12 protein-coding genes and 1 tRNA gene are annotated in these 15396 nt (G+C 72.6%); 6 read left to right on the top strand and 7 right to left on the bottom strand.

All coding sequences use genetic code 11. The features are described 5' to 3' along the window. Positions 1-423 precede the first annotated feature (423 nt). Complete coding sequence (gene serS, locus ACZ404_RS23590; RefSeq protein WP_468442943.1) at positions 424-1701, top strand: serine--tRNA ligase; 1278 nt, start codon at positions 424-426, stop codon at positions 1699-1701. After that, complete coding sequence (locus tag ACZ404_RS23595) at positions 1698-2501, top strand: HAD family hydrolase (RefSeq protein WP_468442945.1); 804 nt, start codon at positions 1698-1700, stop codon at positions 2499-2501. The genes serS and ACZ404_RS23595 overlap by 4 nt, the downstream gene beginning before the upstream one ends. A gap of 13 nt (positions 2502-2514) precedes the next feature. Here ACZ404_RS23595 and ACZ404_RS23600 read toward each other — a convergent pair. From ACZ404_RS23600 to ACZ404_RS23625, 6 genes are all read right to left on the bottom strand, one after another. Then, positions 2515-2601 (bottom strand) — tRNA-Ser (locus ACZ404_RS23600). Between the two features lie 241 nt (positions 2602-2842). Then, positions 2843-3202 (bottom strand): SGM_3592 family protein, encoded by a 360-nt coding sequence (locus tag ACZ404_RS23605; RefSeq protein WP_468443200.1) that lies wholly within the window; start codon positions 3200-3202, stop codon positions 2843-2845. 91 nt (positions 3203-3293) lie between these two features. After that, entirely contained in the window at positions 3294-4013 is a 720-nt protein-coding gene (locus tag ACZ404_RS23610; protein WP_468442947.1) for an ABC transporter permease subunit, read from the bottom strand. A gap of 10 nt (positions 4014-4023) precedes the next feature. Further along, positions 4024-4935, bottom strand: a complete 912-nt coding sequence (locus ACZ404_RS23615) for an ABC transporter ATP-binding protein (RefSeq protein WP_468442949.1) — start codon at positions 4933-4935, stop codon at positions 4024-4026. Further along, positions 4932-5846, bottom strand: coding sequence for an ABC transporter permease subunit (locus ACZ404_RS23620; RefSeq protein WP_468442951.1), 915 nt, complete (start codon positions 5844-5846; stop codon positions 4932-4934). The genes ACZ404_RS23615 and ACZ404_RS23620 overlap by 4 nt, the downstream gene beginning before the upstream one ends. Continuing rightward, complete coding sequence (locus tag ACZ404_RS23625) at positions 5836-6801, bottom strand: ABC transporter ATP-binding protein (RefSeq protein WP_468443202.1); 966 nt, start codon at positions 6799-6801, stop codon at positions 5836-5838. The genes ACZ404_RS23620 and ACZ404_RS23625 overlap by 11 nt, the downstream gene beginning before the upstream one ends. A 237-nt stretch (positions 6802-7038) precedes the next feature. Between ACZ404_RS23625 and ACZ404_RS23630 the strand changes: the two genes are divergently transcribed. The 4 genes from ACZ404_RS23630 to ACZ404_RS23645 all read left to right on the top strand — a co-directional run bounded on the left by ACZ404_RS23630 (position 7039) and on the right by ACZ404_RS23645 (position 11783). Beyond that, entirely contained in the window at positions 7039-8790 is a 1752-nt protein-coding gene (locus tag ACZ404_RS23630) for an SDR family oxidoreductase (protein WP_468442953.1), read from the top strand. 144 nt (positions 8791-8934) lie between these two features. Next, positions 8935-9483, top strand: a complete 549-nt coding sequence (locus ACZ404_RS23635) for an RNA 2'-phosphotransferase (RefSeq protein ID WP_468442955.1) — start codon at positions 8935-8937, stop codon at positions 9481-9483. 103 nt (positions 9484-9586) lie between these two features. Then, positions 9587-10489, top strand: coding sequence for an LLM class flavin-dependent oxidoreductase (locus tag ACZ404_RS23640; protein ID WP_468442957.1), 903 nt, complete (start codon positions 9587-9589; stop codon positions 10487-10489). Positions 10490-10904: 415 nt separating this feature from the next. Then, complete coding sequence (locus tag ACZ404_RS23645; protein WP_468442959.1) at positions 10905-11783, top strand: Cof-type HAD-IIB family hydrolase; 879 nt, start codon at positions 10905-10907, stop codon at positions 11781-11783. Between the two features lie 90 nt (positions 11784-11873). Here ACZ404_RS23645 and cydD read toward each other — a convergent pair whose 3' ends face one another. Beyond that, on the bottom strand, positions 11874-15374 hold the full coding sequence (gene cydD, locus ACZ404_RS23650; protein WP_468442961.1) for a thiol reductant ABC exporter subunit CydD: 3501 nt from the start codon (positions 15372-15374) through the stop codon (positions 11874-11876). Between the last annotated feature and the right edge of the window lie 22 nt (positions 15375-15396).

Consider the following 15396-nt stretch of genomic DNA (forward strand, 5'->3'; position numbering starts at 1 on the left):
CCAGACGGGGCCACCCTCGCATCAGTCACCCTTCGTCCACTCGTTTCCTTTGGTTCATCTTTTGGGGCGACCCTTTTCCACCCGAAGGTGGGTTTCGATGTGGTGTGGCCCGGTAATTCTTCGGTCCCGTCGACACTTCCGGAGTGATCAATTCCGAAGTCCACAGATCTTCCACACACCCTGTGGATAACTCCTCGGAGGTGTGGACTCCTGTGGACAACCGGGAACCCAAGTTCCGTCCCCCGCAAGGGAGTCCGGTCAACGTGGCGCCCGTCACCTGCTCCGTCCCAGGGAACGAGACAGATTTCCTTGACGGGACCCGGCACGATCCACAATTGCCTCATTACTGAACGTAAGCCGCGAATGAGGACTCTCGGAATAGCGAGTCGTGACGGGGGAGCCCGCACCGGTAGCCTTGGGCTCGTGATTGACCTTCGCCTGCTCCGTGAGGACCCCGACCGTGTGCGCGCGTCCCAGCGCGCCCGTGGAGAGGACGTCGCGCTCGTCGACTCCCTCCTGTCTGCCGACGAGCGGCGCAGGTCCTCCGGCGTCCGCTTCGACGAGCTGCGTGCCGAGCAGAAGCAGCTCGGCAAGCTGATCCCCAAGGCCACCGGTGACGAGAAGGCCGAACTGCTGGGGCGCGCCGAGCAGCTGAAGGCCGACGTCAAGGCCGCCGACGCGGACCGCGACGCGGCCGACGCCGAGACCCAGGAGCTGCTGCTCCGGCTCGGCAACCTCGTCCACCCCGACGTGCCCGTCGGCGGCGAGGAGGACTTCGTCACCCTCGAGACCCACGGCACGATCCGCGACTTCGGCGCGGAGGGCTTCGAGCCCAAGGACCACCTGGAGCTCGGCCAGATCCTCGGCGCGATCGACGTCGAGCGCGGCGCCAAGGTCTCCGGATCCCGCTTCTACTTCCTCACCGGCGTCGGCGCCCTGCTGGAGCTGGCCCTGGTCAACGCCGCGATCGCGCAGGCCACGGCGGCCGGCTTCACCCCGATGCTGACCCCGGCGCTGGTCCGCCCGCAGTCCATGGCCGGCACCGGCTTCCTCGGCCAGGCCGCGCAGGACGTCTACCACCTCGACAAGGACGACCTGTACCTGGTCGGCACGTCCGAGGTGCCGCTGGCGGCCTACCACATGGACGAGATCATCGACGCCGACCGCCTGCCGCTGCGCTACGCGGGCTTCTCGCCCTGCTTCCGCCGCGAGGCCGGCTCCCACGGCAAGGACACCAAAGGCATCTTCCGGGTGCACCAGTTCGACAAGGTCGAGATGTTCTCGTACGTCGCGCCCGAGGACTCCCAGGCGGAGCACCAGCGCCTGCTGGAGTGGGAGAAGCAGTGGCTGACCTCCCTGGAGCTGCCGTTCCGCGTCATCGACGTGGCCACCGGTGACCTCGGCGCCTCGGCCGCCCGCAAGTTCGACTGCGAGGCGTGGATCCCGACCCAGGGCAAGTACCGCGAGCTGACCTCGACCTCGGACTGCACCGAGTTCCAGTCCCGCCGGCTGTCCATCCGGGTCCGCGAGGACAAGAGGGTGCGCCCGCTGGCCACGCTCAACGGCACGCTGTGCGCCGTACCGCGCACGATCGTGGCGATCTTGGAGAACCACCAGCAGGCCGACGGATCCGTCCGTGTCCCCGAGGTGCTGCGCCCGTACCTGGGCGGCCGGGAGGTCCTGGAGCCGGTCGCCAAGTGACCGCGGCCTTCCCGTACCGGCTGATCGCGACCGACCTCGACGGGACGCTGCTGCGCTCCGACGAGTCGATCTCGCAGCGCACCCGTGACGCGCTCGCCGCGGCCACCGCGGCGGGCGCGGCGCACATCGTCGTCACCGGCCGCGCGGCCCCCTGGACCCGGCACATCCTCGACGACCTGGGCTACGACGGGCTCGCCGTCTGCGGCCAGGGCGCACAGGTGTACGACGCCGGGGCGCACCGCCTGCTCACCTCGGTCACCCTGGACCGGCAGCTCGCGGGCGTGGCCCTGGCGAAGATCGAGGCCGAGGTGGGCCCGCTGCACCTGGCGGCGAGCCAGGACGGTCTGGACGGCGAGGTGCTGGTGGGCCCCGGCTACGCGGTCACCGGCACCCTCCCCGCCACCCCTCTCACGGACGCGTCCGACCTCTGGGCGGCGCCGCTGAACAAGATCTACATCCAGCATCCGACCCTCGGCGACGACGAGCTCGCGGAGGCGGCCCGCCGCGCGGCCGGCGGCTTCGTCGGCGTGGCCCTGGCGGGGGCGGGCATCGTGGAACTGCTGCCCCTCGGCCTCTCCAAGGCCACGGGCCTCTCGCTGGCCGCCCGCCGCCTCGGCCTGAAGTCCGCCGACACGATCGCCTTCGGCGACATGCCCAACGACATCCCGATGTTCGCCTGGGCGGCCCGCGGCGTGGCGATGGCCAACGCGCACGAGGAGCTCAAGGCGGTCGCGGACGAAGTGACCTCCTCCCACGAGGAGGACGGCATCGCGGTGGTGCTGGAACGGTTGCTGGGCTGACGTTCCTGTGCGGCGGAGGATGCACGGATCGAACGTGCGCGGGCTTTCCAGCCCGACCTTGGCTCAGCAAGCCAGTGCCTTACCACTCGGCCAATCCTCCGGGTGGGCGGCCCACGCGAGAGCGACATCGCGTGCTCGAAGCGGCCGCCCCGGGCAGTTCCCCTGGCTCCACGGAGCGGTAACGGCTACTCCGGAGCCGGCCTCGGGCTGCCCTGTCGGGAGCCGGGCGTACTGCCGTGCATGGACATCGCCCGACTCCTCTCCCAGCTCGTGACACCGGGACACTCCCGGCGGATGGGGCACAACCACTCTGCCTCGCCGACGAGTTGGGCGCCATCGAATTAACCGTGCGCGGCACCGCCCCAGCGGTTGCGCCACCTGCGGCGCCGCGCCCTGCTGAAGAACCAGCCCGCCGGCGGCTCGTCGGAGCGCCACGGCTGCGGCTCGGGCTCCTCGGCGCGCCAGCGGGCGGCGAGCATCCGGGCCCGGGCGGACGGCTCGGAGGTCCCGGCGGCCCGTACGAACTCCTCGTCCAGCACGAGGCCGTCCCAGACGTCGCCCTCGGATCCCTTGGACTGCTCCGACTGCTCCGACTGCTCGGACTCCGCGGATCGCGCGGGCCGCCCGGACCCCTCGGCCTGGTCGGCGCCCTCGGATCGCCGGGTCCGCCCGGTCCGCTCGCCCACGCCGCTTCGCGGCATCTCGTCCGCCATCACCGGCCTCCTAGCCGTGCATCCGCTTTGCCCAGTCTGCCCCGACCCGCGTGAAGTCCCCGTCAAGGCCGCCCGCGGTCTACTCCTCGCCCGCCAGCGTCAGCGACCGCAGCTTCTGGCCCGCGAACCAGGTGGCCAGCACGGTGATCGCGACCAGCAGCACGGTGGCCGTCGTCAGCCCGACGTCGGAGGTCACCAGGTCCCCACCGGCCACCTTGTGGGCGACGGCGAGCGACCACTGCTGAATGCTCAGCGTGCGCGCCCCCGGCACCAGGGAGCCGAACAGCGCCTCCCAGACCAGGGCGTAGACCAGCCCGAAGACGACCGCGTGCCGGGACACCGTGCCCAGCAGCAGGAACAGCGCGGAGTAGGCGATGGAGGCGACCAGCGCCGCCACCGTGTAGGCGACGGCGATCTGCTGGCCGTTGCCGTTGAGGACGAGCCCCGCGATCATGGTCGGCACCGCGGAGAACACCATGGTCACCGCGATGGCGACGATCAGCTTCGTGAGGATGATCGTCGGCCGCTTCAGCGGCTTGGACAGCAGATAGACGACGGAGCCGTCGTCGATCTCCGGGCCGATGGCGCCGGTGCCCGCGATGACGCCGATGATCGGCACCATGGTGGCGAGCGCGAATCCGCCGAGGACGTCGGCGGCCGTCTGGTCGTCGGCTCCGGTCAGACCGCGCACGGCCACGGAGATGACGATCAGCAGCAGCGGCAGCGCGCCGAGGATGAGGGCCCGGCGGCGGCCGAGCAGGGCCCGGTAGGTGAGCCGGGCGACAGTGGGGTCGTACATCTTCGGCCTCCTACGCCGCGACCAGGTACGAGAACACGGACTCGAGGGACTCGTCGGACGGCGAGACCGTGAGCAGCCTGATGCCGTGGTCGCGGGCGACCCTCGGCAGCAGGGCGGTGAAGCGGCCGAAGTCCACGGCCTGGATGCGCAGCGCGCCCTCGGTGACGTCGACCTCGATGCCGGACGTCGACGGGTCGGCGATCAGCGCGGCCGCGAGGGCGCGGTCGTCGCTGGAGCGGACCAGGTAGCGGTGCGGACGGTCGGTCATCAGCCGGCGGATCCTGCGGAAGTCGCCGCTGGCCGCGTGCCGCCCGGCGACGACGACCTCGATGTGCCGGGCGAGCTGCTCGACCTCCTCGAGGATGTGCGAGGAGAACAGCACCGTGCGGCCCTCGTCGCCCATGCGGCGCAGCAGCTCCATCAACTGCATGCGCTGGCGCGGGTCCATGCCGTTGAACGGCTCGTCGAGCAGCAGCAGCGAGGGGTCGTGGACGAGCGCGCTGGCCATCTTCACGCGCTGCCGCATGCCCTTGGAGTAGGTGGAGATCTTCCGGTCCTGCGCGTACTCCATCTCCACCGTGGCGAGGGCCCGCTGGGCCGCCTTGGCGCCCAGGCCGTGCAACTCGGCGTTGGCGACGACGAATTCGCGCCCGGTGAGGAAGTCGTACATCGCCTCGCGCTCGGGGACGATGCCGATGTGCCGGTAGATCTCCTCGTTGCGCCACACCGGCTGCCCGTCGAGGGTGACGGAGCCGGTGGAGGGGGCGAGGAAGCCGCCCATCATGTTGATGAGGGTGGACTTCCCGGCGCCGTTCGGGCCGAGCAGGCCCGTGACACCGGGGCCGATGGTCATGGTGACGTCGTTGACGGCGACCACGTTGCCGAACCAGCGGGAGACGCGGTCGATGCTGAGGGTTGTCACAGCCCCACCTTCTTGTAGCGGCGGATCAGGAGGGCGTAGCACGCGGCGATCAGGCCCAGGGCCACCAGGACGTACACCGCGCCCACCCCGTGGGACGGGCCGACCTCGCCGGGGAAGGAGGAGCGGCCGCCGAAGAAGGCGGACTGCACCCCGTCGATCAGCGTGACGGGGGAGAACAGGCCGATCCACGGCACGGCGCTCGTGCTGTCCTGGTTGTAGGCGATGGCCTGGAGGGTGGAGACCGCTCCGTAGGAGATGGTCATCACGGCGATGACGGCGGCGATGCCGAAGCCGCGGCGCGGGGTGACGGCGGCGATGACCAGGCCGATGCCGGCGAACAGCAGCGAGAGCAGGGCGACGGAGACCAGTCCCTGGGCGAACTGCCCGCTCTGGTGGCCGACGCCCATCTTGGCGAGCAGTGAGCCGACGTACATCACCAGCAGCGGGGCGCCGGTGAGGATGAACAGCGCCGAGGCGAGCGCCGCGAACTTCGCCTGGACGTAGTCGGCGGTCTCGATGGGCCGCGAGAAGTACAGGGGTACGGTCTTGAAGCGCAGGTCGCGCGAGACGGCCTGGGGTGCCTGCGAGGCGACGTACAGGCTGATCACCGCCTGCATGACGATCGCGTAGCGGGTGTAGGCGTGTGCCAGCGGCAGGTCGTGCGCCTTGGTGGCGACCGCGACGGCGACCATGATGGCGGCGGGCACGCACATCACCGCGAACAGCAGCATCGGCAGCACCTTGGACTTCACCGAGCGGCCGAGGCCGTAGGCGCCGCGCAGGGACTGCGAGTACAGCGAGCGGCGGGCGTAGGCGCGGCCGAGGCGCGGGCCGTCGTAGCCGCGGTAGCCGATGTCGTGGATGCGGGTCTGGTCGCCGGCCGCAGTGGCCGGGGGATGCTCAACCGCCATGTCCGACGGCCTCCTTCCGCTGCTCGTCGCCGCCGGTGAACACCTCGGAGATGTGGTGCCGGCGCTGTTCCATGCGCACCAGGCCGAGACCGAGGTCGGCGACGACGTCCCGCACGAGGTCGTACGTCTCCTCGCCCGCCGCGGTCAGCAGCAGGATGTGGCCGGCGCCGGGCAGCCCCGCCCCCTCGGCGTGCGTGTCCACCCCGCGCGCGTGGAGCGCCTCGCGGAGTGCGGCGGTGCCGTCGAGGTGGTCGTCGGTGTCGGTGACCTCGATCGCGAGGGTGGTCGTGGTCTGCGTGAAGTCGGTGGTGGAGCTGGAGCGCAGCAGCTTGCCGCCGTCGACGACGACCACGTGGTCGCAGGTGCGCTCCAGCTCGCCCAGCAGGTGGGAGGTGACCAGGACGGAGATGCCGAAGTCGGTGTGGATGCGCCGGATGAGGCCGAGCATCTCGTCACGGCCGACCGGGTCGAGGCCGTTGGTCGGCTCGTCCAGGAAGACCAGCTGCGGGTCGTGCACCAGGGCCTGGGCGAGCTTGACGCGCTGCTTCATGCCGGTGGAGTAGCCGCCGATGGGGCGGTAGCGCTCCTCGTACAGGCCGACATGGCGCAGGGTGTCCGCGGTGCGCTCGCGGGCCGCGGTGGGCGGCAGGCCGGACATGCGGGCCATGTGGACGACGAACTCGGTGGCCGAGACGTCGGGCGGCAGGCAGTCGTGTTCCGGCATGTAGCCCACGCGCTCGCGGATGGCGGCGCCCTTGGTGGCCACGTCCAGGCCGAGCACCTCCGCGCGGCCCTCCGAGGCGGGGGACAGACCCAGCAGGATCTTGATCAGGGTGGACTTGCCGGCGCCATTGGCACCGACGAGTCCCGTCACACCGGGTCCGATGTCCACGGACAGCCGGTCGAGCGCGGTCACCCGGGGGAACCGCTTGCTCAGGCTCTCGGTCGCGATCACAGTCACGCCTTCGACGGTAGTAATCCGGACCACGCCGGTCGTCAGACCTCAGAGCCGTCTTCACGTCAGACTCGAGTAGTACGGAGCCTTAGGGGATCCCCCGCCCAGGGCTTGTCCGCGTGTTCCCGACCGGCCCTGTTGACGCTTCCTCTAACAACTGACAGATTCGCCGGGGTCGCGTGACGGACGCGTACCGCGGCCGGCGGGCCGGCGCGGCAGGACGGCGGAGGCGAAGCGATGCTGAAGGGTGCGCGGGAGCGCCGGGTGCGGACCGGCGGGATCGAGCTGTGCGTGGCCGAACTGGGCGATCCGCAGCGGCCGACGGTGCTGCTGGTGCACGGCTACCCGGACAGCAAGGAGGTGTGGTCCGAGGTCGCCGAACGCCTAGCGGGCCGCTTCCACGTGGTGGCCTACGACGTGCGCGGTCACGGAGGCTCGACGGCGCCGCGGCCACTGCGCGGCGGCTTCACCCTGGCCAAGCTGACGGACGACTTCCTGGCCGTGGCGGACGCGGTCAGCCCGGACCGGCCGGTGCACCTGGTCGGCCACGACTGGGGTTCGGTGCAGGCCTGGGAGTTCGTCACCGTGGCCCGCACCAAGGGGCGTGTCGCCTCCTTCACGTCGATGTCGGGACCGTCCCTTGACCACTTCGGGCACTGGATCGACGCGCGCGTGAAGCGCCCGACCCCCCGGCGGGTGGCCCAGTTGCTCGGGCAGGGCGCCAGGTCCTGGTACGTGTACCTGCTGCACACCCCGGCCCTGCCGGAACTGGCCTGGCGCGGGCCGCTCGGCACCCGCTGGCCGCACGTGCTGCGGCGCGTGGAGAAACTGCCCGCCGGCGACTACCCGACCCCGTCCCTCCCCTCCGACGCGGCGCACGGCGCCTGGCTGTACCGGGACAACGTGCGCGCCCGGCTGCGCCGGCCCCGTCCCGACGCGTACGCCCACGCGCCGGTGCAGCTCATCACTCCCCTGGACGACGCGTTCCTCTCCGAGCGCCTCTACGACGACCTCGAGCGGTGGGTGCCCCGGCTCACCCGCCGGACGCTCCCGGCCCGGCACTGGATCCCGCGTACCCGGCCCGACCGGGTGGCCGCCTGGATCGAGGAGTTCGTCACCGCCGTGGAAGGCGGCCGTACGGAGGTCGCGGCCGGTGGGCGCCACGCCGACCGGTTCGGCGGGCAGCTGGTGCTGGTCACCGGCGCGGGCAGCGGCATCGGGCGGGCCACGGCGCTGGCGTTCGCCGAGGCCGGCGCGCGCGTGGTGGCCGTCGACCGGGACGCCGGGGCCGCCGTCCGCACCGCCGAGCAGTCCCGGCTGAGCGGCGCACCCGAGGCCTGGGCGGAGACGGCGGACGTCTCCGACGAGCAGGCCATGGAGAAGCTCGCCGAGAAGGTGCACCGCGCCTACGGCGTGCCGGACGTGCTGGTCAACAACGCGGGCATCGGCATGGCGGGCTCCTTCCTCACCACGACGACCGACGACTGGCGCGCGGTCCTGGACGTCAACCTCTGGGGCGTGATCCACGGCTGCCGCCTCTTCGGCGCGCGCATGGCCGAGCGCGGCCAGGGCGGGCACATCGTCAACATCGCCTCGGCGGCCGCCTATCAGCCCTCCCGCGCACTGCCCGCCTACAGCACCTCCAAGGCCGCGGTCCTGATGCTCTCCGAGTGCCTGCGCGCCGAGCTGGCCGGACAGGACATCGGGGTCACGGCCGTGTGCCCCGGCTTCGTCAACACCGCCATCACGTCCACGGCCCGCTTCACCGGCGTCGACACGGCCGAGCAACGCCGCCGGCAGCAGCGCGCGGCCCGCCTGTACGGACTGCGCAACTACCCTCCGGAGAAGGTCGCCAGGGCCGTGCTGGACGCGGTGGCCGACAACCGGGCGGTGGTGCCGGTGACGCCGGAGGCGAAGGGGGCGCATCTGCTGTCCCGTTATCTGCCGGGGGTGCTGAGGCGGATGGCGCGGATCGAACCGAGGCTGTAGCGGGGTGGGATGCCGGTCGCGGACGGTCGGTGCCGGTTGTCCACAGCTTCGTCAATTCCCCTGTGGACAACCGGACTTGCTGTGGATCAAACCTCCCGGCAAAAAGAACCTGCGTGATGCGCGTCTCTCCCGCACCCTGGTGCCATGGACGAAAGACGCACCGTCAAGGTGTCGAAGTACCTCTCCAAACACCTTCGCCACCAGCCTGAACGCATCGGCCTCCGGCTCGACGCGGGCGGCTGGGTCGAGATCGACACGCTGATCGCCGCGGCCACCGCACACGGCTTCCGGTTCACGCGGGAGGAACTCGACCATGTGGTGGCCGCCAACGACAAGCAGCGCTTCGCGGTCGAGGGCACCCGGATCCGCGCCAGCCAGGGCCACAGCATCGAGGTCGACCTCGGCCTGCCCCCGGCCACCCCGCCGCCGCACCTCTACCACGGCACGGTCGCCCGCACCCTGGACGCGATCCGCGCCGAGGGCCTCAGGCCGATGAACCGGCACGACGTGCACCTGTCGGCGGACCGCGAGACGGCCACCCGGGTCGGTGCCCGCCGGGGCCGCCCCGTCGTGCTCACCGTGGACGCCGGCGCCATGCACCGCGACGGCCACGTTTTCCACGTCAGCGCCAACGGGGTCTGGCTCACCCGGGCCGTTCCGCCCCGCTACGTGCGGTTCACCGAGCCGCACTGAGGTCCGGCACTGGCGTCTCGCACCGGCGCCGGTGCGTTGCCCGGCCGGCACGTACGGTGACCGGTTTCGGCCATGCCCGGTGCGCCCCCTTACGCTCGGGGGCATGAGTCTGCGTCTGAGCACCGTGATCCTGCCCCACCGCCGCTGGCACGAGGGCGGCCGTTCGGCCTGGGTGCGGGCCGAGCAGCTCGGCTTCCACACCGCGTACACCTACGACCACCTGTCCTGGCGCAGCTTCCGCGACGGCCCCTGGTTCGGCGCCGTGCCGACACTGACCGCCGCCGCTGCCGCCACCGACCGCCTCCGCCTCGGCACGCTGGTGACCTCGCCGAACTTCCGGCATCCGGTCACCCTCGCCAAGGAACTGATCTCGCTGGACGACATCTCCGGCGGCCGCGTCACCCTCGGCATCGGCGCGGGCGGCACCGGCTTCGACGCGAGCGCCCTCGGCCAGGAACCGTGGACCCCGCGCGAGCGCGCCGACCGGTTCGCCGAGTTCGTGCCCCTGCTCGACCGGCTGCTCACCGAGGACGCGGTCACCTACGAGGGCCGGTTCTACTCGGCGCACGAGGCGCGCAACATCCCCGGCTGCGTCCAGCGCCCCCGGCTGCCCTTCGCGGTGGCAGCCACCGGCCCGCGCGGGCTGAAGCTCGCCGCGCGCCACGGTCAGGCGTGGGTGACCACCGGCGACCCGAAGCTGTACGAGAACGGCACCCCGGAGCAGTCGGTCCAGGCGCTGCGCGGGCAGCTGGAGAAGCTGTCCGAGGCCTGCGCGGCGGCCGGGCGGGACGTGGCGGAGCTGGACAAGGTCCTGCTCACCGGCTTCACCCCGGACCGCGGCCGGCCGCTGGCGTCTCTGGACGCCTTCGTGGACTTCGCCGGGCGCCACCGGGAGCTGGGGTTCACCGAGATCGTGATCCACTGGCCCATTCCGGACTCCGACTTCGCGGCGGACGAGAAGGTCTTCGAGCAGATCGCCATGGAGGGGCTCACCCAGCTCGCGTGAGCGTGCACGGGCGTCAGGGCGGTTCACTGCTCCGCGGGCGGCCGGGGCTGTCGCCTGTTCCGGGGGCGGCCGGGGGTTTCGCCGCTCCAGGGGCGGCCAAGGCTGTCGCAGCTCCACCGGTGGCCGGGGCTGTCGCCTGTTCCGAGGGCGGCCGGGGCTGTCGCCTGTTCCGGGGGCGGCCGGGGGTTTCGCCGCTCCACCAGCGGCCAAGGCTGACGCAGCTCCACCGGCGGCCAAAACTGTCGCTGCTCCACGGGCGGCCGGGACCGTCGCAGTTCCACCGGCGGCCACGGCTGGCGCTGCTCCACGGGCGGCCGGGGCTGTCGCCTGTTCCGCCGGTGACAGGTCGTCCATCGGCCATCGCGGTGTGTCCGTGGACTCATATGTGCGCACTCCCGCCCGGCCGTGCGGGCATATGCGCGAGAATGGCGCGGTGACCTCAGCGACCAGACAGCCCGGGACCCCGTCCGCCGCCCTCCGGCCGCGGCTGATCGCCACCGACCTCGACGGCACTCTGCTGCGCGACGACAAGTCGGTCTCGCCGCGAACGGTCGCCGCGCTGGCCGCCGCCGAGGAGGCGGGCATCGAGGTCTTCTTCGTCACCGGCCGCCCGGCCCGCTGGATGGACGTCGTCAGCGACCACGTCCACGGCCACGGCCTGGCGATCTGCGGCAACGGCGCCGCCGTGGTCGACCTGCACGGCGGCCCCGGCGCCCACCGCTTCGTCAAGGTGCGCGAGCTGGCCCGGGCGAACGCGCTGGACGCCGTCCGGCTGCTGCGGAACTCGGCGCCCGGCACCGTGTTCGCGGTCGAGCAGACCTACGGCTTCCACCAGGAGCCGGCCTATCCCAAGCTGCACATGGAGATACCGGACAACCTCCTGCCCGCCGAGGAGCTCCTCGCGCCCAGCGGTCCGGACACCGACCAGCCGGTGCTGAAGATCCTCGCCTACCACCCGGACCTCGACCCGGACGCCTTCCTCACCCTCGCCCGCCTCTCCATCGGCGACCGGGCCACCGTGACCCGCTCCAGCCCCAGCGCCCTGCTGGAGATCAGCGGGCCCGGCGTCTCCAAGGCCAGCACGCTCGCCCTGTGCTGTGCAGAACGCGGCATCTCCCACGAGGAGGTCGTCGCGTTCGGCGACATGCCCAACGACGTGGAGATGCTGACCTGGGCCGGCCGGTCCTACGCGATGGGCAACGCCCACCCGGACGCCGTCGCCGCCGCCTCCGGCCGTACGGTCGCCAACAACGAGGACGGGGTGGCGGTCGTGATCGAGCAGCTCCTCGCGTAGGGCCTGCGCTGCCGCCGGCCGAGCCCTTCGGCAGTCCCCCGCCGCCCGGCCACGCCCCAGGCCGCGAGGCCACCGTCACCCGTCGTCCCGTCATCGCACCGTTGCGAGCGACTCCGTCGCCGTCTCCCGGCGGATCATCGACCGCAGCGGCCCGTCCACGGCGGCCAGTTCCGCGTAGGGACCCCGCTGCACCACTTGGCCGGACTCGAGCACGACCACCTCGTCCACCGCCTCGAGTCCGGCCAGCCGGTGGGTGATCAGCAGGGTCGTACGGCCCTCGGTGGCGGCCAGCAGATCCGCGGTGAGCGCGTCCGCCGTCGGCAGGTCCAGGTGCTCGGCGGGCTCGTCCAGCACGAGCACCGGGAAGTCCGCGAGGAGCGCGCGGGCCAGGGCGAGCCGCTGGCGCTGCCCACCGGACAGGCGTGCCCCGTGCTCGCCCACGAGCGTGTCGAGGCCGTCCGGCAGCCCGTCGACCCAGTCCAGCAGCCGGGCCCGGGCCAGCGCGTCGCGCAGGTCGGCCTCGGTGGCGTCCTTCCGGGCGAGCAGCAGGTTCTCGCGCACGCTGCTGTCGAAGAGGTGCGCGTCCTGCGCGCACAGCCCGACGAGCCGCCGCACGTCGTCGCCGGTCAGCGCGTACGCGTCCACCCCGGCGAGCGTGTACGAGCCCGCCTCCGGGTCGAGGAACCGCAGCAGCACCTGGGCGAGGGTCGTCTTGCCGGAGCCGGACGGCCCGACCACGGCGATCCGGCGCCCCTCCTCGAGCGTGAGGTTGAGTCCGGCGAGCGCCTCCCGCCGCTGTCCCGGGTGCCGGGCGGTCAGGCCCCTGAGCACCACGGGGAACGGCGAGGCGGGCGCCTGCCGGGGTCGCTCCGGCTCCCCTACGGGCTCCGGGGCGTCCAGCACCTCGTACACGCGCTCGGCGCTCCGCCGCACCCGCTGGCGGTGGCGCACGGCGAGCGGCAGTCCCAGGACGGCTTCGAAGGCTGCCAGGGGAGTGAGGACCACCACGGCCATCGCCACGCCGTCCAGCCGGCCCGCGGCCACCGCCTGCGCGCCGAGCAGCGCCGCCGCGGTGACGGTCAGCCCGGAGACCAGCGCGGTGAGCCCGTCGCCCAGTGCGGTGACCGCGGCCGCGCGCGAGGCGATCCGGGTGAGCGTGCCGTCGGCCTCCCGGGCCGCGTCGGTACGGGCCGGCAGGGCGCCGGCGACGGTCAGCTCGGCGGTGCCGGTGAGCAGATCGGTCACCCGGGTCGCGAGCACTCCACGGGCGGGCGCCAGGCGTCGCTCGGTGCGCCGGGCCGCGGCCGCGGTGACCGCCGGAACGCCGGCACCGGCCAGCAGGAGGCCCGCCGCGAGCGCCGCCCCGGCCGTCGGCAGCAGCCAAGCGGTGAAGGCCACGGAGGCGGTGGAGACGGCGACCGCGACCCCGGCGGGCAGCAGCCAGCGCAGCCAGTAGTCCTGAAGGGCGTCCACGTCGGTGACCAGTCGGGTGAGCAGATCCCCGCGGCGCACCGTCCGCAGGCCCGCCGGGGCCAGCCGCTCCAGCCGCCGGTACACCGCGACCCGGGTGTCGGCCAGCATCCGCAGCACGGCGTCGTGCGACACCAGTCGCTCGGCGTACCGGAACACGGCCCGCCCGATACCGAAGGCCCGTGTCGCCGTCACGGCCACCATCAGGTACAGCACCGGCGGCTGCTGCGAGGCCCGCGAGATCAGCCAGCCGGACGTGGCCATCAGCCCGACGGCACTGCCGAGGGCGAGGCTGCCGAGCAGCAGTGCGAGCAGAAGGCGCCCGCGCCGGGGGCCGGCGAGATCCCGGACCCGTGCGAGTACGCTCCGACGCCCTGCGGGGGGCTGCTCCGTCGGGACATCTGCCGGTCGATCGGGTTCCATGGCCGGCGCGCGGTCCAGCGGAGCGAGTGCCTGGGGAGGCCTGCTGCCGCTCGGGTCTGCCGCCGGTTCCGCGTTCTCGAGCCGCACCACCCGGTCGGCGACCTCCAGCAGCGCCGGCCGGTGCACCACCAGCAGCACCGTCCGGCCCGCGGCGAGACGCCGCACCGCCGCCACGATCTCGGCCTCGGTCGCCCCGTCCAGCGCGGCCGTCGGTTCGTCCAGGAGCAGCACGGGCCGGTCGGCCAGGAAGGCGCGTGCCAGCGCCAGCCGCTGCCGCTGTCCGGCGGACAGCCCGGCCCCGTCCTCGCCGAGCACCGTGGCGGCTCCCCCGGGCAGCGCGTCCACGAACTCCAGCGCGCCCGCGTCCCCGAGCGCCCGGCGTACGGCGCCGTCGTCCGCGTCGGGCCGGGCCAGCCGGACGTTCTCCGCGATGGTCCCGGCGTACAGGTGCGGCCGCTGCGGCACCCACGCGATCCGCGACCGCCACTCCTCCAGGTCGGCGCCGGCGAGATCGACTCCCCCGACCCGCACCCGGCCCCCGGTGGGCCGTACGAAGCCCAGCAGCACGTTCAGCAGAGTCGACTTGCCCGCGCCGCTCGGCCCCACCAGCGCCACGGTCTCACCGGGCTCCACGGTCAACGACACGTCGGCGACGGCATCAGCGGACCGGCCCGGGTAGCGAACCGTCACCCCGTCGAAGGCCACCGCTCCCACGGGTACCGGCGTGGTCCCGGACGCCGGGAGCGGGGTCTCCAGCACGGTGAAGATCTCCTCCGCCGCGGCGAGCCCCTCCGCCGCCGCGTGGTACTGCGCGCCCACCTGGCGCAGCGGCAGGTACGCCTCGGGCGCCAGCACCAGGATGACCAGGCCGATGTACAGATCCATGTCGCCGTGGACCAGGCGCATGCCGATCGTCACGGCGACCAGCGCGACCGACAGCGTGGCCAGCAGCTCCAGAGCGAACGAGGAAATGAAGGCGATCCGCAGGGTCCGCATCGTGGCCTGGCGGTACTCGCCGGTGATCCGGCGGATGGACTCGGCCTGTGCCTTGGCCCGGCCGAACACCTTCAGCGTGGGCAGCCCGGCGACCACGTCCAGGAAGTGGCCGGACAGACGGGACAGCAGCCGCCACTGGCGGTCCATCCGGGACTGGGTGGCCCAGCCGATGAGCATCATGAAGACGGGGATGAGCGGCAGGGTGGCCACGATGATGGCCGCCGACACCCAGTCCTCGGTGACGATCCGCGCCAGGACGGCCGCCGGGACGACCACCGCGAGCCCCAACTGCGGCAGATAGCGCGAGAAGTAGTCGTCGAGGGCGTCGACACCGCGGGTGGCCAGGGTGACCAGCGAACCGGTCCGCTGACCGCTCAGCCATCCGGGGCCCAGGCGGGCGGCGCGCTCCAGCAGCCGCCTGCGCAGCTCCGACTTCACAGCCGCGCTCGCGCGATGGGCCGCCAGTTCGGTGAGCCAGGAGACGACGGAACGGCCCACGGCCACAGCCGCCAACAGAAGCAGGGGAGTGCGCAGGCCGGCGACCGGCTGCCCGTGCTGGAAGGCTCCGACCACGATGTCGGCGATGAGCATCGCCTGGCCGATGACCAGCCCGGCGCCGACGGCACCCAGAGCTACGACCGCCGCCAGGAAGAAGCGGGTGGCACGGGCGTAGCGCAGGAGGCGCGGATCGATGGGTTTCACGTGAAACATGCCCTTCGGTCCA

The sequence above is a fragment of the Streptomyces sp. NPDC030798 genome, assembly GCF_055572275.1.

Bases quoted from the DNA above. Each gene is read 5' to 3' on its own strand.
- ACZ404_RS23605 (WP_468443200.1), bottom strand. From the start codon at position 3,202: ATGCCGCGAAGCGGCGTGGGCGAGCGGACCGGGCGGACCCGGCGATCC.
- ACZ404_RS23610 (WP_468442947.1), bottom strand. From the start codon at position 4,013: ATGTACGACCCCACTGTCGCCCGGCTCACCTACCGGGCCCTGCTCGGC.
- ACZ404_RS23620 (WP_468442951.1), bottom strand. From the start codon at position 5,846: ATGGCGGTTGAGCATCCCCCGGCCACTGCGGCCGGCGACCAGACCCGC.
- ACZ404_RS23630 (WP_468442953.1), top strand. From the start codon at position 7,039: ATGCTGAAGGGTGCGCGGGAGCGCCGGGTGCGGACCGGCGGGATCGAG.
- ACZ404_RS23635 (WP_468442955.1), top strand. From the start codon at position 8,935: ATGGACGAAAGACGCACCGTCAAGGTGTCGAAGTACCTCTCCAAACAC.
- ACZ404_RS23640 (WP_468442957.1), top strand. From the start codon at position 9,587: ATGAGTCTGCGTCTGAGCACCGTGATCCTGCCCCACCGCCGCTGGCAC.
- ACZ404_RS23645 (WP_468442959.1), top strand. From the start codon at position 10,905: ATGCGCGAGAATGGCGCGGTGACCTCAGCGACCAGACAGCCCGGGACC.